Below are 22,056 nucleotides of genomic sequence, written 5' to 3'. Positions count from 1 at the left end.
CACCGCCCCTCCCCCCCCCCCCCCCTCCCCCACCCCCCCCCCCTCCCCTCCCCTCCCCCCCCCCCCCCCCCCCCCCCACGGCCTTCCCGCGCGACCTGATCCCGTGCTCGTCAGGCGCGCTGCTTCAACTCGGCCGCGCCGAACGACACGCTGAAGCGCTCGCACCAGATCGTCACCGTGGAGAACTTGTTCAGGTCGGTGCCCGCCGGGATCGCGTAGTTCTGGTTGCCCTCGTTGCCCTTGAGGCTGCCGAGGTCGACGTGCTTGCCGTCGTCGAGGTTGCCGCCGCCGTCCTGCTTGACCGGCTGGTCACTGAGCCACACGTGCAGGGCCGGGCCGTCGGAGGTGCGCAGGTTCGTCAGGCGCAGCGTCGCCTTCCCGCCGTCGAGCTGCTGGATCTCCACCGAGCCGCTGGTCTCGTGCTCGTGGGAGATGAACGCACCCTTCGCCAGCGGCTTGGCAGCGGCCCCCCGCTGGTCGGTGGCCACGGGAGCCGCCTCGTCCACGCGTTCCGTGGTGAACAGCCGCCAGGGCTGGAAGAGGTAGAGCCCGACGGCCGCCGCGACGACGACCACCGCGGTGGTGATCCAGAGGACGGGGCGGCGCTTGGTTCGGCACATGGGATTTTCCGTTTCTGTTTCGGTGTTCACGCCGGACCGGTGGCCGGGCGTGGCGCCGAGGCACTGTCGGCGATGGCCTCGACGTTTCTTGGCCACATGGCATTCAGAGACGGAAGGGCCCGCGAACGTTACACGTAACGTCTGCCGTCCTTCATCGCACTGCACGGCATGAACAACAGAGAGGTTCACTTCCCGGGCTCGAGTGGGGAACCGCTGGCCGGAACCTTGGAGTTGCCCGCCGGGCCCGTTGCGGCGACGGCCCTGTTCGCCCATTGCTTCACCTGCGGCAAGGACTCGGCCGGCGCCTCGATGATCTCCCGTGAGCTGGCGGCGCGCGGCGTGGCCGTCCTGCGCTTCGACTTCACCGGTCTCGGCCGGTCGGGCGGCGACTTCGCCGGCACCACCTTCACCTCCAACGTCGGCGACCTGGTGTGCGCGGCCGACCATCTGCGCGGCACGATCGGAGCGCCGAACATCCTCATCGGCCACTCCCTGGGGGGCGCCGCCGTCCTGGCGGCCGCGGACCTGATCCCTGAGGCCAAGGCCGTCGTCACCATCGGCGCACCGGCCGACACCGCTCATGTCGAGCACCTGCTCGGCCCCTCACGTGCCGAGATCGAGGCGAGCGGCGCGGCCGAGGTGGTGCTGGCCGGCCGGCCCTTCCGGATCGGTAACGAGTTCCTCACCGACATCAGGCGGCAGAACCAGCAGGAGCGGATCGCCGGGCTCCGCCGTGCCCTGCTGGTCATGCACTCACCGCAGGACGACCTGGTGGGCGTCGAGAACGCCAGGCTCATCTACGACGCGGCACGCCACCCCAAGTCCTTCGTCTCGCTGGACGGCGCCGACCATCTGCTCACCGATCGGGGGGACGCCGCCTACGTGGCGGAGGTCCTGTCGGCGTGGGTCGGCCGCTACCTCGACGTCCCGCAGGACGCGGGCCACGAGCCGGGAGTGGTCACGGTCGCGGAGACAGGCATGGGGACGTTCCAGCAGTCGGTCATGTCGGGCCGGCACCGGCTGATCGCCGACGAACCCCGTTCCTTCGGCGGCGACGACACCGGCCCGGGCCCCTTCGACCTGCTCCTGGCCGGACTCGGCGCCTGCACGTCGATGACGGTCCGCGTGTACGCCGACGCCAAGCAACTCCCACTCGAACAGGTCGCGGTGTCGCTGCGGATGAAGGGCAAGGACACGATCCTCAAGGACGTCGTGCTCAGCGGCGACCTGACCGCCGAGCAGCGGCAGAAGCTGCACGAAATCGGCGAGAGGTGCCCGGTCCACCGCACGCTGACCGGTGATCTGACGATCGAGACGGCGACGGAATGAAGACCCTCCCGAGCAGCCGCCGCCGGCTGCTCGGGAGCCTGCCGACGCCGCCGCGACCACCTCGACGGGGTACGGCGCACAGCAGCCCACGCGCGGGGCAGGCGAAAGGGCCGGCCCGGGGCCGCCGCCCCGAACCGACCCTGAACACTACTTACCGCCAGCTCCAGTTGACGGCTCTGCAGGTTCCCTTGGTGGTGATGCCGATATCAACTGCCGGACCAGCGCCGACGCGTCGGACCGCATGACCGGCTCTTGCGCCGGTGGTTCTCGAAGATGAGCCGCACCCGTGCGGGATTCCCGCCACCGCACGGGTGCGGGGATCAGCGCGGCGCTGACGACCGGAACGCCGGATCAGGTGGGCCGACGACCGTCAGCACCCCTCAGCAGGGCGCTGCTGCCGGGGTTCGGCGCAGTGCTCGGGTTCGGCAGCGTGCTCGGGTTCGGCGGAGTGCGCGGGATCGACGGGGTGCGCGGCCCTGGCGCGGCGCAGCTCGTCGGCCTCGTCACGGACGGCGTCGAGCCTGATCTCGAGCATGCCGACACGCTCGCGGTAGCGCTCCAGCTCGGCCCGGACGAATTCGGCGTCCGCCACCTGGCGGGCGGTCTCCTCGCGGATCGCGGCGGTCTCCTCAGCGAACTTCTGCTCCCCGGCTTCGAGCTGTGCGACGGCCATGTCGCCCGCCTCCTCAGCGAGCGCGGCGCGCTGCTCGGCGGCCAGGATGCGCTGAGCGGCGGCGCGGGTGACGGTCTCGATCCGGGCCTCGGCCGCCGCCGAGTCCGTGATGATCGCCAGCTCCTCGATGTAGGCGGGCAGATCGCTGGTGAGCTGGTTGACGTGGGCGGCGAGCTGGTTGATGAGTGCGACGAGGGCGTCGCGTGACTGGGAGGCAGGGCCGGCGTCCGCGACCGGCATGCCCATCATCGCCGTCATTTCGTGATGCATGGCTTCCGCCGTCGCCGTCCCGGGCGCATCGGCGGCGGGGGCCTGTGCGGGCTCCTCGGACACCACTTCAGCACCGGGGACATGCCCGAGCGCACTGTGCGCCGTACCGATGGCAGAGGCCTGCCCGGAGGCGGCGGGTGACGACTGCTCGCCGGCCGGCGCCCCCTTCGCGTCCTCCTTGGCCGCCTTCTTGGCCTCGGCTGCCGCGCGCTTGTCCTCCTTGCGCTGCTGCCGCTTGGCGCGGAACTTCCTGAACGCGCCGAGCGCGTTGTGCTCGGGGTGCTCGCAATAGCGGGACGCCGGACCCTGCGCGTCGGGTGCGGCCGGCTCGGGCGGATTGGTGCAGCCCGGGTAGGCGCACGTGGGGACGGTCTCGACGGTCATTTTCGTTCGGCCTTTCGTTGCTGAGTCAGCGATATTCCGGATTCTCGAAGTCGAATCGGCACCCGGCGTCCCACCGCGACCGCTGGTTCCCGTGCGCCGGGATGCCACCGGCGTCCTTGAGCAGCCGGGCCAGATGCAGCAGGTTCCACGTCATGAACGTGGTGTTCCTGTTGGTGAAGTCGTTGGTGGGTCCGCCGGAGCCCGGATCGAGATAGGAGGGGCCTGGCCCGGCTTCTCCGATCCAGGCCGCGTCCGCCTGCGGCGGGATCGTGTATCCCAGGTGCTGCAGGCTGTACAGGACGTTCATGGCGCAGTGCTTGGCGCCGTCCTCGTTGCCGGTGATCAGGCAGCCGCCCACACGTCCGTAGTAGGCGTACTGACCGGCGTCGTTGAGCAGGCCCGAGCAGGCGTAGAGCCGCTCGATGACCAGCTTGGCGACCGAGCTGTTGTCACCCAGCCAGATCGGCCCGGCGATGACGAGGATGTCGGCGGCCATCACCTGCTGGTAGATCGACGGCCACGCGTCGCGTTCCCAGCCGTGCTCGGTCATGTCCGGCCACACCCCGGTGGCGATCTCATGGTCGATCGGCCGCAGGTGCTCGACCTGTACGCCCTGCTTCTCCATGATCCGCGTGCTGAGGTCGATCAGGCCCTGTGTGTGGCTGCGTTCAGGGCTCTTCTTCAGCGTGCAGTTGAGGAACAGCGCACGCAGGTCGTCATAGCTCATACTCCTCAGTGCGGCCCGCGCGCCGATCGTTACAAGTGACACTCGAACCGTTCGGGCCCGGCGAGACGCCCGAGCACCGTCGCCTGGTGTTCCTTCAGATCATGCAGCAGCTCGGGATGAGCCTGGACGCGGCGCTCACCATGTTCGACGCGGACGGTGAGGAGTGGCCGCCGAGCACGGCCATCCGGTTACCGGCGCGAGCCACCGGGGGCTCAGGCTGTCGCCAGCCCCGACTTGAGCCCCGCCCCGCACAGCGGCAGCACGGCGGTGCGTCCCTCCAGCCCGTACGCCCCGACCGCCGCCCAGCAGGCCACCCCCGTGGACTCGACGTAGAGTCCGCGCCCGGCGAGATCAAGCTGTGCGGCCCGGATCTGATCCTCCGTCACCGTCAGGAACGTGCCGGCGGTGGCACGCACCGCGGTCAGGATCTGCCGCGCGCGCGGCGGGTGCGGGATGGCGATGCCCTCCGCGAGGGTGGGGGCCGTGAACGTCGGTGCCAGCACATCGTCGGCGCCCGCACGGAACGCGAAGGCCAGCGGCGCGACCGCCGCAGCCTGCACCGCGATCAGCGCCGGGCGTTCGTCGATGAGCCCGTGCCCGTACAGCTCGTCGATCGCGAGCGCCGCTCCGAGCAGCAGCGTTCCGTTGCCGACGGGGACGACGAGCGTCTGGGGCAGCCGGCCGCCGAGGTCCTCCCAGATCTCGTACACGTACGTCTTCGTGCCGTGCAGGAAGTACGGGTTGAAGACGTGCGAGGCGTAGAAGACGCCGTCCTCGTCGGCGGCAGCGCGGGCGGCCCGCGCCGTGGCCTCGCGGTCGCCGGGCACGAGCTCGAGGTGGGCGCCGTGCGCCCCGATCTGCTCCACCTTCTTCGGGGAGGTCGCGGCGGGAACGTATACGGTGCAGTCCAGCCCGGCGCGGGCGCAGTACGCCGCGATCGCCGTGCCCGCGTTCCCGCTGCTGTCGGCGATCACGCGCCGCGGCTTCAGCTGCCGCGCCAGCGCGGCGAGCATCACCGCGCCGCGGTCCTTGAACGACAGGGTCGGCATCAGGAAGTCGAGTTTGGCGGTGACGGTGTCCGTCAGCGGGATGAGCGGGGTGCGGCCCTCGCCGAGGGACACCGCGGCGCGGGCGTCCGATGCGGGCAGCGGCAGGGCCTCCTCGTAACGCCAGAGCGAATGGACGCGTCCGGAAAGCGAGTTGCGCGGCACCGCGGCCGCGGTGAAGTCCAGATCCCAGGGGCCCTGGCACTGCGGACAGTGCCAGGTGAGCTCCTCAACGGCCTCACGAACGTCACACATCGGACAGTGATATTCCGTCATGTGATCCAGGATGGCAGTTGTGTGGCACACGCGTTACGCGGCCTTCAAGGCTCTTGTGGGATTCCTATGGATCCGTCAATCTTTCGGACGGCAGTGGCACGGCAACCTCGCAGACAACCCGGCGGACACCGGGACAAGCAGATTGTCATGCTCCTGTCGATTACCCCCACAGTGACGCACCACCAATGAGGAGGATCCCTCACATGTCCGTGATGCGTAATTCGCGGCGAAGACTGTCCGCGGCCAGCGCCATAGCCGTCGCCGCCCTCGCGCTCGGCGCCGCGTCCGCCCTTCCGGCCACCGCGGCGGAGACCGCGCCGGAAGGCGTCATCCAGAACGCGGGCGCGCCCGGCGTCATCGCCGGCAGCTACATCGTCACTCTCGACGAGTCGGCCGCCGACGCCGGCTCCAAGGCGGGCAAGGCGCTCGCCGCGGAGTACGGAGCGAAGATCAAGAAGACGTACAACGCCGCGCTCAACGGATACTCCGTCGAGCTCTCCGAGGCACAGGCCAAGAAGTTCGCCGCGGACCCGGCCGTCGAGTCCGTCGTGCAGAACCGTGTCTTCACGATCTCCGGCACCCAGCCGTCCCCGCCGTCCTGGGGCCTGGACCGCATCGACCAGAAGGCGCTGCCGCTCAACCAGAGCTACACCTACCCCGACTCGGCGGGTACGGGCGTCACCGCGTACATCATCGACACCGGTGTGCGGATCACCCACAGTGACTTCGGTGGCCGGGCCTCGTACGGCTACGACGCCATCGACAACGACAACACGGCGCAGGACGGCCACGGCCACGGCACGCACGTCGCCGCCACCGTCGCCGGATCCTCCTACGGTGTCGCCAAGAAGGCCAAGGTCGTCGGCGTCCGCGTGCTCGACAACTCCGGCTCCGGGACCACCGACCAGGTCGTCGCCGGCATCGACTGGGTGACGCAGAACGCCGTCAAGCCGGCCGTCGCCAACATGAGCCTCGGCGGCGGCGTCGACACCGTCCTCGACACCGCCGTACGCAACTCCATCGCGTCCGGTGTCACTTACGCCATCGCGGCGGGCAACGACGGCGCCAACGCGTCCAACACGTCCCCGGCCCGGGTGACCGAGGCCATCACCGTCGGCTCGACCACCAGCACCGACGCCCGCTCCAGCTTCTCCAACTACGGCAGCGTCCTGGACATCTTCGCGCCGGGCTCCTCCATCACCTCCGCCTGGAACACCAGCGACAGCGCCACCAACACCATCTCCGGCACCTCGATGGCCACCCCGCACGTCGCCGGTGCCGCCGCGCTCTACCTCGCGGACAACCGCACCGCCACCCCGGCGCAGGTCGCCTCCGCCCTGACCACCGCGGCGACCCCGAACGTGGTCGGCAACCCCGGCACCGGATCGCCGAACCGTCTGCTGTACGTCGGCGGCGGCTCCACCCAGCCGCCCGGCTCGAGGTTCGAGAACACCGCGGACTACGCGATCAACGACAACTCCACCGTGGAGTCGCCCGTCACCGTCAGCGGCATCCCGGGCAACGCCCCGGCCGCCCTCCAGGTGCCGGTCAACATCGTGCACACCTACATCGGTGACCTCCAGGTCCAGCTCATCGCCCCGGACGGCACCGCGTACACGCTGAAGGGCTACGGCACCGGCGGCAGCTCCGACAACATCAACACCACCTACACCGTCAACGCCTCCTCGGAGGTCGCGAACGGCACGTGGAAGCTGCGCGTCAGCGACAACGCGTGGTGGGACACCGGGAAGATCGACTCCTGGGCGCTGCAGTTCTGACGCCCCCTGAGCACTGAGGGGCGGCCGCACACTGCGGCCGCCCCTTCCTCTCCTCCGTCAGGCGTCAGGGGTCCTCGTCGTGGGGGTCCCGGTCGCAGGGGTCCTCGTCGTGGGGTCCCGGTCGTAGGTGTCCTGGTTGTCGGCGTATTGGGTCCGGATCATTGCGTCAGGGGTTCGGTGCACATCCGGGCGGGGTTCATCCCTGTACCTGCGGTAACTGTGTACGTAAAGAGCGGTCATCACATCGGGTGAAACTCTGGCCCATGCTTGCGGGACGCAACCGTCGGTTGCCAGGCTGTTGCTGTCTGTCAAGCTGTTGGGAGTGGCCAGTGACATTCGGTGAGCAGCCCGCCTATCTGCGCGTTGCGAGCGATCTCCGCCAGAAGATCGTCAACGGCTCGCTGCCGCCGCATACCCGCCTTCCCTCGCAGGCCAGGATTCGCGAGGAGTACGGAGTGTCGGACACCGTCGCGCTGGAGGCGCGCAAGGTGCTGATGGCCGAAGGCCTGGTCGAGGGCCGCTCCGGCTCGGGCACGTACGTGCGCGAGCGCCCGGTGCCGCGCCGTATCGCCCGCTCCGGCTACCGGCCGCCGGCCGGCGCCAATCCGTTCCGGCAGGAGCAGGCGGCGGAAGGCGCCCGCGGCACCTGGGAGTCCAGCAGTCAGCAAGAGCCGGCGAGCGCGGCGGTCGCCGCGCGGCTGGCGGTCGGGACCGGGGAGCGGGTGATGCGCACGCGGTACGTCTTCCGGGACGCCGGCGAGGCGATGATGCTCTCCACCTCCTGGGAGCCGCTCGCGGTCACGGGGCGCACGCCCGTGATGCTGCCCGAGGAGGGGCCGCTCGGCGGTTGCGGTGTCGTCGAGCGGATGGGCGCGATCGATGTCGTTGTGGACAACGTGGTGGAGGAGGTCGGCGCGCGGCCGGGGCTGGCGGATGAGCTCCTGACGCTCGGCGGTGTTCCGGGGCATGTGGTCATGGTCATCCAGCGGACGTACTACGCGTCGGGGCGGGCGGTGGAGACGGCGGACGTGGTGGTGCCGGCCGATCGCTACCGGATCGCCTACCACCTTCCGGTGCGGTGACCCGTGGGATGCCGGGATGCCGGGGGGCGCTCGGCGCGGTGCACTTGGGGCTGCTGGGCCTCCTGTGGCGGGTGTCCTGGAGTCAGGCTCCTGACTTGCCCGTCCGCCCCCGCGATCCGGCCGGACAGCAGGACGCCCCATGCCGGATACGGTCACCCGTGACACGCAGGCGCCCGCCGCGCAAGCGCAGTTACGCCGAACTCGCCGTCGGCGAGCGCCGCGAGGACCACTCGCTCCCCTGTGCCGCGCGCCTTCTCCGCCTTTCACCGCGGCCGGACTCGCCATGGTGCTCTGCCCGTTGGTCGCCTGGGCTGTGAAAGGCGCGTACCTCCGGGCCCGGCCGAACCCGGTGAACGGCCCCTATGCCGAGGTCGACGACATCACGGCCACTCACACAGTCGACGACCTCACGGTCACTCACACATACGGGTCTGCGAGCCGGTGTACGAACTCCCGGACGTCGCCGACTGCCCGGTCCGGTCGGGCTCGATCTGCTCGCTGTGCTGCTCGCTCGACTCCGGCTGCGTCGATCTCTGCCGCGAGGGGCCGTCCGCCGCCGGTTCGGTGGTGATGCCGATGCCGGCGGTCCGCACGGACTGAGGCGGCCGAGCTCGGGTGAAGGGGGCGCACTCCGCCGCGTGCGCCCCCTTCCGGCTGCTGTGCTCCTGGCCGGAACCGTATCTCTTTGTGAAAACACGTATCCGCTGAGTAAAGGTCAGGCGTAGGCTCAGGCATATGCAGAGTGGGGTTTCCTGGGGACCGTTAGAGATGTGCAGACCGGTGGCGGGAGGGGCGCGATGAGCGACGGTGGTGCGATGCTTCCCTGGCTGGTGATCCGTCAGGACGACAACGGCAATCGCTACCGCGTCGGCAGGTACGCCACGCAGGACGAGGCCCAGCAGGTCGCCGACCGCCTCGACGGCCGCGGTCACAAGCAGCTCTACTGGGTGGAGCACATCGGGCAGACCGCACCTTCCTGAGCCCGCCCGCCCGAGCGGAGATCACCGCGGCGCGGGTTACGCTCCGGCGCATGACAGATCGTGTGACCGCTCGCGTCGTGGTGGCCGGCGCTGTGTACGACCAGGGGCGACTGCTCGCCGCTCGCCGGAGTGCCCCGCCCGAGCTGGCCGGTCGCTGGGAGCTGCCCGGTGGCAAGCTGGAACCCGGCGAGACCCCCGAGCAGGCCCTCGTGCGCGAGCTGCGCGAGGAGCTCGGTGTCGAGACCGAGCCGGTCGAACGGGTGCCCGGCGAGTGGCCGCTGGGGCCCGGCTATGTGCTCCAGGTCTGGACGGTGCGCCTGATCTCCGGTGAGCCGCGCCCGCTGGAGGATCACGACGAGCTGCGCTGGGTGCCCGCCGATGACCTGGACGCCGTGGACTGGCTGCCGCAGGACCGCCCCGCCGTCGAGGAGGCTGTGCGCCGGCGCCCTTCTGGCCCCTCCGGCTCCCAGGGCCCTTCGAATGGTGCGCGTGGCTGACGATGTACGCCGTTCGTGCCACCGTGCGCCCCTCCCGGCGATAGCCCGCCTCAAATATCGGGTATGAGCTGATTAACCCTCCGAAAGCGGACATGGTTCAGCGGCTGGTCTGGGAAGTGGTCGGGTTGATCGACACCGAAGGCGAATGCGCCGAGTGGACCTTCCCTGCCGAGGCCGATGCGGTACGCACTGCCCGCCATGTCGTCCGCGACACCCTGCGCGCCTGGGGTCTGGACACCGGGATCTGCGATGTGACGGTGCTCCTGGTCAGCGAGCTCGTGACCAATTCTCTTCGGTACACCTCGGGTCCCATCGGTGTCCGCCTGGTCCGGCCGAGCGCCGACGGGATGGGCCCGCCGCCCCGCTCCGCGCTCCGGGTGGAGATCTCCGATCCGCTTCCGGATCCGCCCCTGGAACGCCCCGCCGGACCTGATGACGAGGGCGGACGCGGGCTCCAGCTGGTGGCCTGTACGGCCCGGCGGTGGGGGACGCGGCGTGGCAGAACGGGCAAGACCGTGTGGTTCGAGCTGCCCTTGCCGGGTTAGAAGTGTGAGGGGACAACGATCATTGCGTGCTCGGCTCAAAACGAACGAGACCGTGCTGTGATCGTGAACGCCGTGCCGCCAGGGGCCGTAGTGCTGAATACTGCGGGCATGGCCGGTCCGGTGCGGTGAGCTGGAGGGGACGGTCGCGTGAGCGAGATACCTGAGACGGCGAGCGGCGTGGTGTGGCAGAGCAGTCCGCCCGGCTCGATTTACGACTACATCAAAGTCGCGTCTTTCTCGATCGGCCCGGACGGCCTGGTCGACCAGTGGAGCCGGCGCGCGGCCGAGCAGTTCGGCATCCGGCCCGACGAAGTCAGGGGCAAGGACCCGGTCGATGTGTTCATGCCGTCCGAACTTCGCTCGCGGGGACACCGCAAGGTCGCCGAGATCCTGGACGGCAAGGAGTGGACGGGCCTCGTCCCTTTCCGGTTGCCGGGTGAGGGCGGCGCGCACGGGCTCGCTGAGATGTACGTCATGCCGAGCGAGACGGAGGACGGCGAGCGGGCCGCTCTCTGTATCGTCGTCGACGTCCGCGCCCTGCGCCGGATAGAGACTGATCTCGCCGCTTCGCAGGCCATTTTCGGCCAATCTCCTTTTGGCTTCCTCCTGTTCAGCACAGACCTCACCGTGCTGCGTGCCAATCAGCGCTTCGCGACCGTCTTCGGAGGCGCGGCGGAGGACCACCGCGGCCGCACCGTGTACGACTATCTCTCCCGTCCCGAGGCCGAGCGGATGACCGCCGCACTCCAGCGCGTCCTGGAGACAGGCGAGTCCGTCACCGATCTGCAGATCGTCGGCAGTGCTCCCGGAAGCACCGAGCGCCGCCACTGGTCCATCAACCTCTATCGCGTGCACAGCGGGTCCGGCCGTCCCATCGGGGTCGCCGGACTCGGCACCGACGTGACCCGGCGTCACATCGCCGCCCGCGAGGCCGCCAGCGCCCGTCGCAACCTCGCCCTCCTCAACGAGGCCAGCGCCCGTATCGGCAACTCCCTGGATCTGGAGACCACCGCCCGGGAACTTCTCGACGTCGCCGTCCCCGGCTTCTGCGACCTCGCCTCCGTCGACCTCTACCAGGGACTGCTCACCGGTGACGAAGCCCCGCCCGGGCAATGGGGCTCCGCCCATCCCGATGGGTACAGCGGCAGTGCCGAACTGCGCCGGGTCGCCTTCGCCAGCACCGTGTCCGAAGGCCTGCTCGCCGGCTCCGGCGCCGGGACGCCGGCCACGCCCCAGGTCGGTGCCGTCCACCGCTACCCGTTCAGCTCTGCCTGCGCCGGGGCCCTGCGCACCGCCCGCGTCCGGGCCATCCCGGGCGAGGAGGGCAGCCTCGTCCAGTCCACCCTCGCCGTGCCGATGGTCGCGCACGACACGGTCGTCGGACTCGTCCAGTTCTCCCGGGCGAAGGGCAGCGAGCCCTTCGGAGAACGGGACCGGGCGCTCGCCGTCGAGCTGGCCGCACGCGCCGCGGTCTGTATCGACAACGCCCGTCTCTACCGCCGCGAGCACGAGCGGGCCCTGATCCTCCAGCGCAGCCTCCTGCCGCCCGGAGACCCGGAGGCCGCCGGTCTCGACATCGCCTGCCGCTATCTGCCGGGCAACACCGCCACCGAGGTGGGCGGCGACTGGTTCGACGTCATCGAACTGCCCGGACATCGCACCGCCCTTGTCGTCGGTGACGTCATGGGGCGCGGGCTGCGGGCCGCCGTCGCCATGGGCGAACTGCGCACCGCGGTACGTACCTTGGCGCTGCTCGACCTGGAGCCCGCCGAGGTGCTCTCCGCACTCGACGAGATCGCCCGTGGACTCGGCACCCCGAGCGGCGCCCAGCAAGCCTCCCGGGTCGCCCACAAGTCCCGCGGCCCCGAGCTCTCCGAGGTGTATCTGGCGACCTGCGTGTACGCCGTGTACGACCCGGTGACCAGACGCTGCACCTTCGCCAACGCGGGCCATCTGCCGCCCGTACTCGTCGAGCCCGGCGAGGAGGCGCTGCTGCTCGACGTGCCGCCGGGGATGCCGCTCGGAGTGGGCGGCGAACCCTTCGAGGAGGTCCAGGTCGAGCTGCCGGAGGGCGCACTGCTCGCGCTGTACACGGACGGCCTCGTCGAATCCCGGGACCATCCGCTCGACGAGGGCCTCGGTGCCTTCCGCAGGGCGCTCACCCATCCTGCGCCCGCCGTCGCCGGCGGGACCTCCCCCCGATCGCTGGAGGACGTCTGCGACCACGTCCTCAGCACCCTCGACACCCGCCACGGCGAGGACGACATCGCCCTGCTGATGGCCCGCATCCAGGGGATGCCCAGCGAGGCGGTGGGCGACTGGCGGCTGCCCCGCGAACCCCGCTCGGTGGGCCGCGCCCGTGAGCTGGCCCGGGCCCAGCTGGTCGCCTGGGATCTCGAACCGCTCGTGGACACGGTCGAACTGCTCGTCAGCGAACTCGTCACCAACGCGCTGCGCTACGGCGAGGGTGAGATCCGGCTGCGGCTGCTGCGCGACCGTACCCTCGTCTGCGAGGTGTGGGACGCCGGTCTCGTACAGCCCCGGCGCCGGCGTGCCCGGGACACCGACGAGGGCGGCCGCGGACTCCAGCTCGTCGGCCTGCTGAGCGCGGCCTGGGGCTCGCGCCGAACCCACCGGGGAAAGACCGTGTGGTTCGAACTCGCCCTGCCGGACGGGGACTCGGCAGCCGAGCCGAGCGTGGAACAGCTCCTCAGCATGTTCTGACCGGGGCACCTGCCACGGCTCATCGATCCGGGACTCCTGCCACGGCCGTCGGGTCCGGGACTCCGGCCTCTGCTCATGGGGCCGTGGCGGCGCGCCGCGCGGCAGCATGCCGCGCTTCCGCCCGCCACGGGCCCCTACGCGGCTTTCAGGGCGGTCAGCCGTGCCTCGATCTCGGCGCTGTCGCCCAGGGCGTCCAGCTGCTCGAACTGGGCGTCCAGCGACGAGGCGGCGAGCTCCTGCTTGCCCATCGCCTTCGCCTCCTCCCGGCGCACCTTGTCCTCGAAGCGGTTGAGCTCGCTCGTCGGATCCAGCACATCGATGTTCTTGACCGCGTCCATCATCTGGTTCTGCGCCTGGGCCGACTTGGCCCGGGCCACCAGCTCGTCCCGCTTGGCCTGGAGCTCGCCGAGCTTCGCCTTCATCTGGTCGAGGCCTGCTTTGAGCTTGTCCACGACCTCCGTCTGCGTGGCGATCGTCGGCTCGGCGGTCTTCGCCTCCCTCTCGGACTGCAACTGCCGCTGCAGCGCCACCTTCGCGAGGTTGTCGAACTTGTCGGCGTCCGCGCTCTGCCCGGAGGCTCGCAGCTCGTCGGCCTTCCGGCTCGCGGCCAGTGCCTTGCCGCCCCACTCCTGCGCCGCGTTCACATCCTCCTGGTGGTCCTGCTCCATCAGGCGCAGATTGCCGATGGTGCTCGCCACCGCCTGCTCCGCCTCCGAGATGTTGTTCGTGTAGTCCCGGATCAGCTGGTCGAGCATCTTCTGCGGGTCCTCGGCCTGGTCCAGGAGCGCGTTGATGTTGGCCTTCGCCAACTGGGCGACACGGCCGAGGATGGTCTGCTTGGTCATGGCACTTCTCCTTGTACGGAATGCGAGTCGGTCGAAGTCGGATCGGGAGCCGATTTCGGAGTCCGGTCCGGAGTCCGGTCCGGAGTGCGGTCCGGAGTCCGGTTCGAAGTCGGAGCAGGAAGAGAAACGCGTCAGAAACGGCCACCGCCGCCCAGCCGGCCGCGTGTGCCCCCGCCCCCGAAACTGCCCGGGCCGCCGCCGAAGCCACCGCCCTCCAGACCCCCGCCATAGCCCCCGCCCCCTCTGTGTCCGCCCCCGCCGCCGAACAGGCCGCCGAGGATGATTCCGCCGAGCACCGCACCGCCGAGCCCGCCTCCACCTCCTTGTACACCGCCCGAGCCGAACGGGTTCCCGTACGAGCGGACATCCTGCTCGGCGAGGCTCTGCGCCTGCTGGGCGAGTGCGTCCGCCTGCTGCACCTCGGCCAGCGCACCCTGGGCGTCGTCCGCCTCCGCGAGCTCCCGCGACCGCTCCAGCCGGCGCTGCGCCTCCGCGAGCCGGGTACGGGCCTGCGCCCCGACCGCCCCGCGGTGCGTCGCGATGAAGTCCACGGCCGCCCCGATCGTGGAGCGGGCGGTCAGCGTCGCCCGGTCCAGCAGCGTGCGGGCCCGGCGCGCGCCCTCCTCGCGCTCCCGCGCACCTGCCAGAGCCTCGTCCAGCGCGGCGTCCGCCTCCTCGATCCGGCGCAACGCGTCGATCGGGTCGTACGGACCGGCGTCCGTCGCCCGCAGCACATCGGCGAGTACCGTCTCCGCCCGGGCGATCCGGCCCTGGAGGTCGGCCGTGGACACCCCCTCCGCCGTACCCTTCAGCAGGCCCCGCGCGTCGGCCAGGTCCGCCTCCGTCTCGGTGAGCGCACCCGGCAGCTTTCCGGCCGCCTCTGCGAGTTCCTGGGCGCGCCGGTCGACGGCGTCGATGAGCCGTCCGGCCTGGTCGACCGCGCCTTCCGCGGCGCGGATGTGCACGGCCGCCGTGGCGTTGTCGGCCGCGTCCGCGGACTGCCGCGCCTGGTCGAGCGAGGTCTTCGCGAACAGCAGCCGCTCCTTGGCCTGTTCGACGTCGCTGATGACGGGAGCGGCGGCGGACTCGGCGTACCGCTGCCGCATGACGGCGAGGGTGGCCTCCGCCGTGTCCGCCCGCCCGCTGAGCTCCTGGTAGGCGGACTCGGCCGTGGCGAGGGCCTGCGGCGCGTTCTCCTCCAGGGCGCGGAGGCGGTCGAAGTCCTCCGACTCGTCGTCCAGTCGCCGATTGGCCTCCGCACAACGGGAGATGATCTCCTCCAGCATCCGCCGCCGGGTCGCGTCGTCCTCCGGAAACGCGTCGTCGAGTGCCTGGCGGAGCCGGAACGCTGCCGTCAGCTCGCTCTGCGCGTACGCCACCGCGTCGGTGAACGGTTTCGCAGCCTCCTCGCCGAACTGTGCCGTCGCGAAACCGAGTTCCTCGTGGCTCGTGCGGAGCGCGTCGTCCGTCTCCACGAGAGTCTGCTTCGCCCGGGCGTCCAGCTCGGGCAGCGGCGTCGGAGGGGGTTCCTCCGGCCGGCCCCAGCCCTTCCCGCCGCCCGGGGTGGTCCGTTCGGCGATCCGGCTCTTGCGCCTTCTGTACGCGTACGCGGCGATGAGCCCCGCCCCTCCGAGCACGGCCACCGGCAGGATCAGGTCGGTGGCCGAGGACCCCTCTGCGCCGCCGGGGTCGGCCTGCCCGGGGGTGATCGCCGGCGTGGGCACGGGCTGCCCCCCGAGCACCGCGTCATAGCCGTTCGCAGCACCGATCGCGGCACCGGCCCAGTCGTTCTGCCGGAGCGCCGGCTCGATCGCGGTCTGCGCGACCTCGTCGAGCTGCGCCTGGGTCAAGCGGGAGTCCGGGTCTGCGGAGTACGCGTACTGCCGGTCGCGCGTCGCGACCGCGAGCAGCAGGTCGTCGAGCCCCAGGCCGTTCTTCGTCGCGGTCGCGTCGGCCCAGCTCTGCGGCGAGCGGCCGGAGAAGTCATGTACATACACGACGAAGAGCTGGACGCGCTGCTCGTCGTAGAGCCGGTCGAGGGCCTGCGTCACCTGGCCCTCCTGGCCCCCGAGCGCATCGACCCGGTCGGTGATCTGGCCCTGGCGGGACAGCTGCACCGGATCCTCCGCACGGGCATCCTGAGCGGCGGGCATGACGAACCACCATGCCGCCACCAGCATGGCCAGCAGGAGCCGGGTGGCTATTCGCGTCACGTTTGGGAGGCTATGTCCGTGGCTTGGGTCGCGCGACCGGGCGGCCCAAGCCACGCCGGAAAATCCCGGGCCCGCCTTGCCCGCCGTCCCTGGCCTGGTGGGCCTGGGCGAGGGGACGCAGAACATATGGACCGGGGTGCGCGAGCGGGTGACCGCGCTGCGCAGGCACGGCAGGGCACGCGAGGTTTTCGGCGCCCGGGGGCACGGCTTCGAGCTCCGGCCGCCGATGAGTGAGCAGGACGTGCGCTCGCTCGAGGCCGGGCTGGGCTCGGAACTTCCGGCCGAGTACCGCAGCTTTCTGCTGACGGTGGGCGCCGACGGCGCCGGGCCGGACTACGGCCTGACCACACCGCAGTACAAGGACGGCCGCTGGGCCTGGCGCGGTGTCGGCCTGGCCTTCCCCGGAACAGAAACGGCCGTCTCCCACGCGGGCCGGCCCTTCGCCCCGGAAGAAGTGCAGCAGCAACTCGACGCGTACGACGACGAGGAGCCGGAGCGGGACGCCTACCCGGACGAGGAGGAGTTCCGGCGGGCCCACCGGGCCTGGGACGACCGGTACGAGGATCTCTACGACGCCCAGACCGCCGGATCCGTCTTCATCGGCGAGCAGGGCTGCGGCTACGAGTCGCTGCTGGTCATGACGGGGGAGCACCGCGGCACGGTCTGGGACGACGTGCGGGCCTGTGACGGCGGGATCGTGACGAAGGGCTGCGGATTCGCTGCTTGGTACCTGGACTGGCCGGCCTGCGCCGAGCGTGATGTGCACCGTGCGTGACCGTCACTGTCAGTGGTGGCGTCTAGGGTTGGAGATCATTCGGCACTGCTGACGGGGGATCCGGTGAACGTAGAACCGCGCGCCATTCTGCGGCGCGCCCGCGCCCGGCTCGGGAGCCTGCGCTTCGGGGGCCTGCGCTCCGGGAATCCGCGGCGCGGCAGCCCGCGGTCCGGGAGCTCGTGGCTGAGGTGGCCCAGGCGGATCGCCGTCGCGCTCGTCCTGCTGCTGGTCGTGCCCGCCCTCACCGGAGCCGCCGCGCTGCGGTGGAACTACGCGGGGGAGTACGAGAAGGGCACGAAGACCCGCGGCAAGGACGCCGTCTGGCTGGGCCACGCCTGGGTGGACGGCCGGAAGAAGGACGCCGACCTGGACGCCTTCGCCGCACGGATCCGGGGGACCGGGATACGGGACCTGTACGTGCACGCCGGACCGCTGGAGCACGACGGCACGCTTCCCACCGCGCGGTATCCGCGTGCGAGGTGGCTGATCGACGGTGTGCACCGGAAGCTGCCCGGCGTGCGGGTGCAGGCCTGGCTCGGCGACAAGCTGGCCACCGAGTCGCCGGACGGGCTGCGCCTGCCCGACGAGGCCACCCGTGAAGCGGTCGTACGCTCCACGGCCCAGATCCTGGACGCGGGCTTCGACGGCGTCCACTTCGACCTGGAGCCCCTGCATTCCGGCGACCGTGACTATCTGTCACTCCTCGACGATCTGCGCGCCCTCACCAAGAAGAGCAGGGCCCCGCTGTCCGTCGCCGCGCACCAGATAGACCCCCTGCCGGCCGCGCACTCGGCCGCGGGCCGGGTCACCGGCAGCCCCAAGTGGTGGTCGCAGGAGTTCTTCGGCGAAGTGGCCAGCCGGGTCGACCAGATAGCCGTCATGTCGTACGACACATGGATGCCGCTGGAGAGCCTGTACGGCGGTTACGTCGCCCAGCAGACGGCTCTCGCGCTCGAAGTCACGCCGCAGGACACCGACTTGCTGATGGGGCTGCCGTTCTTCCACGAGGACGACCTCGGCCACTGGGAGAACGCGGAGACAGTGGCCGCGGCGATCCGGGGTACACGCCTCGGGCTCGGGCGGACAGACCGCGACCGGGAACGGTTCGGGGTGGCACTGTATGTCGACTTCGCGGCGGAGGAGCGGGACTGGGAGGCGTACCGGAAGGGTTGGCACTGACCGAACGCGGGGCCGGGATCAGCCCCGCGGTCCGGAGCGCCCACCGGTGCCGCCCGGGCGCAGCCGGCAGTCGCCGGCCGCGCCCGGACCCTGGTCATGGCCCGTGCCCAGGCCATGAGGCATCCGCCCCTAGGTGGTGTCCCGTCGGCGGATCTTGTTCCCCAGCCACACCAGCGGGTCGTACTTCCTGTCCACCGCCCGCTCCTTCAGCGGGATCAGCGCATTGTCCGTGATCTTGATCTGCTCCGGGCAGACCTCGGTGCAGCACTTGGTGATGTTGCAGTAGCCCAGACCGTGCTCGTCCTGAGCCGTGCGCTTGCGGTCCAGGCCGGTCTCGGCGGCCGCGTCCAGCGGGTGCATGTCCAGTTCGGCGACGCGCATCAGGAAGCGCGGACCGGCGAAGGCCGTCTTGTTCTCCTCGTGGTCACGCACCACGTGGCAGGTGTCCTGGCACAGGAAGCACTCGATGCACTTGCGGAACTCCTGCGAGCGGTCCACGTCGGCCTGCTGCATGCGGTAGTCGCCCGCGGCGACCCCCGGAGGCGGGACGAAGGAAGGGACCTCGCGGGCCTTGGCGTAGTTGAAGGAGACATCCGTGACCAGATCCCGCATCACCGGGAAGGCCCGAAGTGGCGTGACCGTGATCGTTTCCTCGTGTGAGAAGACCGACATACGGGTCATGCACATCAGCCGCGGCCGACCGTTGATCTCCGCGCTGCACGAGCCGCATTTGCCCGCCTTGCAGTTCCAGCGCACCGCGAGGTCGGGCGCCTGGGTGGCCTGCAGCCGGTGGATGATGTCGAGGACGACCTCGCCGTCATGGACCTCGACCGTGAAGTCGGTGAGGTCACCACCCCCCTGATCGCCCCGCCAGACCCTGAACCGAGCGTCGTACGTGCTCATTCGTACAGCTCCTCTTCGGCGAGGTACTTGACCAGCTCTTCCTTCTCGAAGAGGGCGAGCAGGTCGGGGCGGATGGGCTCGGTCGTCCTGCGTACGAGGTCGATCTGGCCGCGTGCCGGGCCGGCCGGCGGGCCGCCGGAGTCGTCCGTGCCGAGGGCCAGGGCCCCCTCGGTGAGGCGGCACAGCAGATTGACCCGGCGCCACTCGCGCTCCATCGAGGGGTAGTCCTCGCGGGTGTGGCCGCCGCGGCTCTCGGTGCGCTCCAGGGCGGACCGGGCGATGCACTCGCTGACCAGCAGCATGTTCCGCAGGTCCAGGGAGAGATGCCAGCCCGGGTTGAACTGGCGGTGGCCCTCGACGCCGGCCCGCCCGGCGCGGACCCGGAGATCGGCCAGCTTCTTCAGGGCCTGCGCCATCTCGCCCTCGCGCCGGATGATGCCGACCAGGTCGTTCATGGCCTGCTGGAGTTCCTGGTGGAGGGTGTACGGATTCTCCGGGGCAGCGCCGGGCTCCGAGCCCTGAGCGCTGAACGGGCGCAGGGCCTCCGCCGCGGCCGTGTCGATCTGCTCCTCGTCGACCTGGGGCCGCCCTCCGGCGAGCCCCGACGCGTACTCCGCGGCGTGCAGTCCGGCGCGCCGCCCGAAGACCAGCAGATCGGAGAGGGAGTTGCCGCCGAGCCGGTTCGAGCCGTGCATACCGCCGGCGACCTCGCCCGCCGCGTACAGCCCGGGGACGCCGACCGCGGCGGCCGTGTCCGATTCGACCGCGATGCCGCCCATCACGTAGTGGCAGGTCGGACCGACCTCCATGGCCTCGGCAGTGATGTCCACATCCGCCAGCTCCTTGAACTGGTGGTACATGGACGGCAGTCGGCGCTTGATCACCTCGGCCGGCATCCGGGTCGACACATCGAGGAACACACCGCCGTGCGGGGAGCCCCGGCCCGCCTTCACCTCGGCGTTGATCGCCCGGGCGACCTCGTCACGGGGGAGCAGCTCGGGTGGTCGCCGGTTGTTGTCCGGATCGTCGTACCAGCGGTCGCCCTCCGCCTCCGACTCGGCGTACTTCTCCTTGAAGACGTCCGGGATGTAGTCGAACATGAACCGCTTGCCCTCGGAATTGCGCAGCACCCCTCCGTCGCCACGCACCGACTCGGTGACGAGGATCCCCTTCACCGAGGGCGGCCAGACCATCCCGGTCGGATGGAACTGCACGAACTCCATGTTGAGCAGCGGGGCGCCGGCGAGCAGCGCCAGCGCATGCCCGTCGCCCGTGTACTCCCACGAGTTGGACGTCACCTTGAAGGACTTGCCGATGCCGCCGGTGGCGAGGACCACCGCGGGAGCCTCGAGCACGAAGAAGCGCCCGGACTCGCGCTCGTAGCAGAACGTTCCCGTAACGCGCTCGCCGTCCTTCAGCACACGTGTCACCGTGCACTCCTGGAAGACCTTCAGCCGCGCCTCGTAGTCGCCGAACTCGCGCTTGTCCTCCTGCTGCAGCGAGACGATCTTCTGCTGCAGGGTGCGGATCAGCTCCAGGCCGGTCCGGTCGCCGACGTGTGCGAGCCGTGGGTACTCATGGCCGCCGAAGTTGCGCTGGGAGATCTTCCCGTCCTTCGTACGGTCGAAGAGCGCGCCCCAGGTCTCCAGCTCCCAGACCCGCTCGGGGGCCTCCTGGGCGTGCAGCTCGGCCATCCGCCACTGGTTGAGGAACTTTCCGCCGCGCATGGTGTCGCGGAAGTGGACCTGCCAGTTGTCGTGTGCGTTCACATTCGCCATGGAGGCGGCGATTCCGCCCTCGGCCATCACGGTGTGGGCCTTGCCGAAGAGGGACTTGCAGATCACGGCGGTACGGGCGCCCCGCTCGCGTGCCTCGATGGCGGCCCGCAGACCCGCGCCGCCCGCACCCACGACGACGACGTCCCACTGCTGCCGTTCGAGCTGAGTCATCAGATGGCACCTTCCTTAGAAGAAACGCGGATCGTCGAAGGCGCCGGTGGCGAGCAGATAGACGTAGAAGTCCGCGAGCGCGACGCTGATCAGCGACGTCCAGGCGAGCTGCATGTGACGCTCGTTCAGCTTGCCGACCCAGCCCCAGAGCCGGTAGCGCACAGGGTGCTTGGAGAAGTGCCGCAGACGGCCGCCGATGATGTGCCGGCAGGAGTGGCAGGAGAGGGTGTAGGCCCAGATCAGGACGATGTTGACGAGGAAGACCAGGGTGCCGAGACCCATGTGTCCCCAGGCGTAGTTCTCGTCGCGGAACGCCAGCACGGTGTCGTAGGTGAGGATGCCCGCGACCGGCAGCGCCGCGTAGAAGAAGTAGCGGTGGATGTTCTGGAGGATCAGCGGGAAGCGGGTCTCACCGGTGTACTTCTTGTGCGGCTCGGCGACCGCGCAGGCCGGGGGCGACGCCCAGAAGCCCCGGTAGTAGGCCTTGCGGTAGTAGTAGCAGGTCAGCCGGAAGCCCAGCGGGAAGATCAGGATCAGCAGCGCGGGGGACAGGCCCCACCAGCTGCCGAAGATCTCCCAGTTCGGGCCGGCCTTCATCGGTGCGCAGTTCTCCGCGAGACAGGGCGAGTAGAACGGCGAGACGTACGGCGCCGCGTAGTAGTCGCTGTTCGCGAAGGCCCGCCAGGTCGAGTAGACGATGAAGGCGAGCAGCCCGCCGGCGGTTGCGGCGGGCGCCAGCCACCAGCGGTCCGTCCTGAGGTGGCGGGGGGCGATTGCGGCGCGTGAGGCGCCGTGCACGCCTGTGTCGGGGTGGGGTTCGGTGCCTGTGGCCAACGAAGCTCCTAGGGCGCGTGCCGGTCGCGCGCACCCAGGCCTTCGTCATCCGAATCCGTCCACAGTGAGCTGTCGTACGGAGTGTCGGGGATGGTGACCAGGTCTTCGGGGCGGCCGGCCGGCTGGGTCCGGGATGCGTCCTCTCGCGATTGCGTGAGGCTCCGCTCCAGCCGTTCGACCGTACGGGCCAGGTCGTCGAGACGGCGCTTGACGTCCGTCAATTCGTCCTGCAGGGACATGAACTGCCCTCACTTCCGCGGTCGCGGTGGCATGCGGGTGTCTGGGGTTGCCCCCAGAGGGCTCTGTGTGCGCCTGCGAGTGTTGCGCGTCACATCCCGTGTTGTGAAGGCGTGTGCACCGATTCCCGGCGAGCGCCACCCGTAAGGGGCTCCCCATTGGGCCGCACGGGTGGGGTTTACGAGCCGCA

20 protein-coding genes are annotated in these 22,056 nt (G+C 70.4%); 9 read left to right on the top strand and 11 right to left on the bottom strand.

Annotation, left to right across the window (positions count from 1 at the left end; all coding sequences use genetic code 11):
* Positions 1-110: 110 nt before the first annotated feature.
* Positions 111-620 (bottom strand): DM13 domain-containing protein, encoded by a 510-nt coding sequence (locus AC0699_RS32660; protein ID WP_478667720.1) that lies wholly within the window; start codon positions 618-620, stop codon positions 111-113.
* Between the two features lie 168 nt (positions 621-788).
* On the opposite strand from AC0699_RS32660, the gene AC0699_RS32655 reads away from it, so the two are divergent.
* Positions 789-1,949 (top strand): bifunctional alpha/beta hydrolase/OsmC family protein, encoded by a 1,161-nt coding sequence (locus tag AC0699_RS32655; RefSeq protein ID WP_478667718.1) that lies wholly within the window; start codon positions 789-791, stop codon positions 1,947-1,949.
* A gap of 370 nt (positions 1,950-2,319) precedes the next feature.
* Here AC0699_RS32655 and AC0699_RS32650 read toward each other — a convergent pair whose 3' ends face one another.
* The 3 genes from AC0699_RS32650 to AC0699_RS32640 form a co-directional block, all read right to left on the bottom strand.
* Positions 2,320-3,276 carry a hypothetical protein gene (locus tag AC0699_RS32650; protein WP_478667716.1) on the bottom strand — a complete coding sequence of 319 codons (957 nt, stop codon included), beginning with the start codon at positions 3,274-3,276 and terminating at the stop codon, positions 2,320-2,322.
* Positions 3,277-3,301: 25 nt separating this feature from the next.
* Entirely contained in the window at positions 3,302-4,003 is a 702-nt protein-coding gene (locus AC0699_RS32645; protein WP_478667714.1) for a flavodoxin family protein, read from the bottom strand.
* Positions 4,004-4,215: 212 nt separating this feature from the next.
* Positions 4,216-5,325, bottom strand: coding sequence for a threonine synthase (locus tag AC0699_RS32640; protein WP_478667712.1), 1,110 nt, complete (start codon positions 5,323-5,325; stop codon positions 4,216-4,218).
* Positions 5,326-5,528: 203 nt separating this feature from the next.
* Between AC0699_RS32640 and AC0699_RS32635 the strand changes: the two genes are divergently transcribed.
* Both AC0699_RS32635 and AC0699_RS32630 read left to right on the top strand, forming a co-directional pair.
* The gene (locus tag AC0699_RS32635; protein WP_478667710.1) at positions 5,529-7,103 is read left to right on the top strand and encodes a S8 family peptidase; all 1,575 of its coding nucleotides are present in this window, start codon (positions 5,529-5,531) and stop codon (positions 7,101-7,103) included.
* A gap of 329 nt (positions 7,104-7,432) precedes the next feature.
* Complete coding sequence (locus AC0699_RS32630) at positions 7,433-8,185, top strand: GntR family transcriptional regulator (protein ID WP_478667708.1); 753 nt, start codon at positions 7,433-7,435, stop codon at positions 8,183-8,185.
* A 413-nt stretch (positions 8,186-8,598) separates the two neighbouring features.
* Here AC0699_RS32630 and AC0699_RS32625 read toward each other — a convergent pair whose 3' ends face one another.
* Entirely contained in the window at positions 8,599-8,778 is a 180-nt protein-coding gene (locus AC0699_RS32625; RefSeq protein ID WP_478667706.1) for a hypothetical protein, read from the bottom strand.
* Between the two features lie 204 nt (positions 8,779-8,982).
* Here AC0699_RS32625 and AC0699_RS32620 point away from each other — a divergent pair, with 204 nt between their 5' ends.
* From AC0699_RS32620 to AC0699_RS32605, 4 genes are all read left to right on the top strand, one after another.
* Positions 8,983-9,165, top strand: a complete 183-nt coding sequence (locus AC0699_RS32620; RefSeq protein WP_453664120.1) for an SPOR domain-containing protein — start codon at positions 8,983-8,985, stop codon at positions 9,163-9,165.
* A gap of 50 nt (positions 9,166-9,215) precedes the next feature.
* The gene (locus AC0699_RS32615) at positions 9,216-9,662 is read left to right on the top strand and encodes a (deoxy)nucleoside triphosphate pyrophosphohydrolase (RefSeq protein WP_478667704.1); all 447 of its coding nucleotides are present in this window, start codon (positions 9,216-9,218) and stop codon (positions 9,660-9,662) included.
* Positions 9,663-9,778: 116 nt separating this feature from the next.
* Positions 9,779-10,207, top strand: coding sequence for an ATP-binding protein (locus AC0699_RS32610; protein WP_478667728.1), 429 nt, complete (start codon positions 9,779-9,781; stop codon positions 10,205-10,207).
* A gap of 147 nt (positions 10,208-10,354) precedes the next feature.
* Entirely contained in the window at positions 10,355-12,931 is a 2,577-nt protein-coding gene (locus AC0699_RS32605; protein WP_478667703.1) for a SpoIIE family protein phosphatase, read from the top strand.
* A 134-nt stretch (positions 12,932-13,065) separates the two neighbouring features.
* On the opposite strand, the gene AC0699_RS32600 is transcribed toward AC0699_RS32605, so the two are convergent.
* Together AC0699_RS32600 and AC0699_RS32595 are read right to left on the bottom strand one after the other, a co-directional pair.
* Positions 13,066-13,776, bottom strand: a complete 711-nt coding sequence (locus AC0699_RS32600) for a PspA/IM30 family protein (protein ID WP_478667701.1) — start codon at positions 13,774-13,776, stop codon at positions 13,066-13,068.
* 131 nt (positions 13,777-13,907) lie between these two features.
* The gene (locus tag AC0699_RS32595) at positions 13,908-15,956 is read right to left on the bottom strand and encodes a TPM domain-containing protein (protein ID WP_478667726.1); all 2,049 of its coding nucleotides are present in this window, start codon (positions 15,954-15,956) and stop codon (positions 13,908-13,910) included.
* Positions 15,957-16,065: 109 nt separating this feature from the next.
* Here AC0699_RS32595 and AC0699_RS32590 point away from each other — a divergent pair, with 109 nt between their 5' ends.
* Both AC0699_RS32590 and AC0699_RS32585 read left to right on the top strand, forming a co-directional pair.
* Positions 16,066-16,764, top strand: a complete 699-nt coding sequence (locus tag AC0699_RS32590) for a hypothetical protein (protein WP_478667699.1) — start codon at positions 16,066-16,068, stop codon at positions 16,762-16,764.
* A 183-nt stretch (positions 16,765-16,947) separates the two neighbouring features.
* Positions 16,948-17,943 carry a glycoside hydrolase family 18 protein gene (locus AC0699_RS32585; protein WP_478667724.1) on the top strand — a complete coding sequence of 332 codons (996 nt, stop codon included), beginning with the start codon at positions 16,948-16,950 and terminating at the stop codon, positions 17,941-17,943.
* A gap of 129 nt (positions 17,944-18,072) precedes the next feature.
* On the opposite strand, the gene AC0699_RS32580 is transcribed toward AC0699_RS32585, so the two are convergent.
* The 4 genes from AC0699_RS32580 to AC0699_RS32565 are packed head-to-tail and all read right to left on the bottom strand — an operon-like array spanning position 18,073 to position 21,868.
* On the bottom strand, positions 18,073-18,846 hold the full coding sequence (locus AC0699_RS32580) for a succinate dehydrogenase/fumarate reductase iron-sulfur subunit (RefSeq protein ID WP_478667696.1): 774 nt from the start codon (positions 18,844-18,846) through the stop codon (positions 18,073-18,075).
* The gene (locus AC0699_RS32575; RefSeq protein WP_478667694.1) at positions 18,843-20,795 is read right to left on the bottom strand and encodes a fumarate reductase/succinate dehydrogenase flavoprotein subunit; all 1,953 of its coding nucleotides are present in this window, start codon (positions 20,793-20,795) and stop codon (positions 18,843-18,845) included. Before AC0699_RS32575 ends, AC0699_RS32580 begins: the two co-directional genes overlap by 4 nt.
* A gap of 15 nt (positions 20,796-20,810) precedes the next feature.
* Entirely contained in the window at positions 20,811-21,629 is an 819-nt protein-coding gene (locus AC0699_RS32570) for a hypothetical protein (RefSeq protein WP_478667692.1), read from the bottom strand.
* An 8-nt stretch (positions 21,630-21,637) separates the two neighbouring features.
* The gene (locus tag AC0699_RS32565) at positions 21,638-21,868 is read right to left on the bottom strand and encodes a hypothetical protein (RefSeq protein WP_453666454.1); all 231 of its coding nucleotides are present in this window, start codon (positions 21,866-21,868) and stop codon (positions 21,638-21,640) included.
* Positions 21,869-22,056: the final 188 nt, after the last annotated feature.

This window comes from Streptomyces sp. NPDC043870 (assembly GCF_056435785.1).
Note: the sequence above shows the minus strand (reverse complement) of the source record. Positions and strands in the feature narration are given on the sequence as shown.

Coding starts and splice junctions, on each gene's coding strand:
- AC0699_RS32565 (WP_453666454.1), bottom strand. CDS start 21,868: ATGTCCCTGCAGGACGAATTGACGGACGTCAAGCGCCGTCTCGACGAC.
- AC0699_RS32575 (WP_478667694.1), bottom strand. CDS start 20,795: ATGACTCAGCTCGAACGGCAGCAGTGGGACGTCGTCGTCGTGGGTGCG.
- AC0699_RS32660 (WP_478667720.1), bottom strand. CDS start 620: ATGTGCCGAACCAAGCGCCGCCCCGTCCTCTGGATCACCACCGCGGTG.
- AC0699_RS32640 (WP_478667712.1), bottom strand. CDS start 5,325: ATGACGGAATATCACTGTCCGATGTGTGACGTTCGTGAGGCCGTTGAG.
- AC0699_RS32635 (WP_478667710.1), top strand. CDS start 5,529: ATGTCCGTGATGCGTAATTCGCGGCGAAGACTGTCCGCGGCCAGCGCC.
- AC0699_RS32595 (WP_478667726.1), bottom strand. CDS start 15,956: ATGCTGGTGGCGGCATGGTGGTTCGTCATGCCCGCCGCTCAGGATGCC.
- AC0699_RS32600 (WP_478667701.1), bottom strand. CDS start 13,776: ATGACCAAGCAGACCATCCTCGGCCGTGTCGCCCAGTTGGCGAAGGCC.
- AC0699_RS32620 (WP_453664120.1), top strand. CDS start 8,983: ATGAGCGACGGTGGTGCGATGCTTCCCTGGCTGGTGATCCGTCAGGAC.
- AC0699_RS32615 (WP_478667704.1), top strand. CDS start 9,216: ATGACAGATCGTGTGACCGCTCGCGTCGTGGTGGCCGGCGCTGTGTAC.
- AC0699_RS32580 (WP_478667696.1), bottom strand. CDS start 18,846: ATGAGCACGTACGACGCTCGGTTCAGGGTCTGGCGGGGCGATCAGGGG.
- AC0699_RS32655 (WP_478667718.1), top strand. CDS start 789: ATGAACAACAGAGAGGTTCACTTCCCGGGCTCGAGTGGGGAACCGCTG.
- AC0699_RS32650 (WP_478667716.1), bottom strand. CDS start 3,276: ATGACCGTCGAGACCGTCCCCACGTGCGCCTACCCGGGCTGCACCAAT.
- AC0699_RS32645 (WP_478667714.1), bottom strand. CDS start 4,003: ATGAGCTATGACGACCTGCGTGCGCTGTTCCTCAACTGCACGCTGAAG.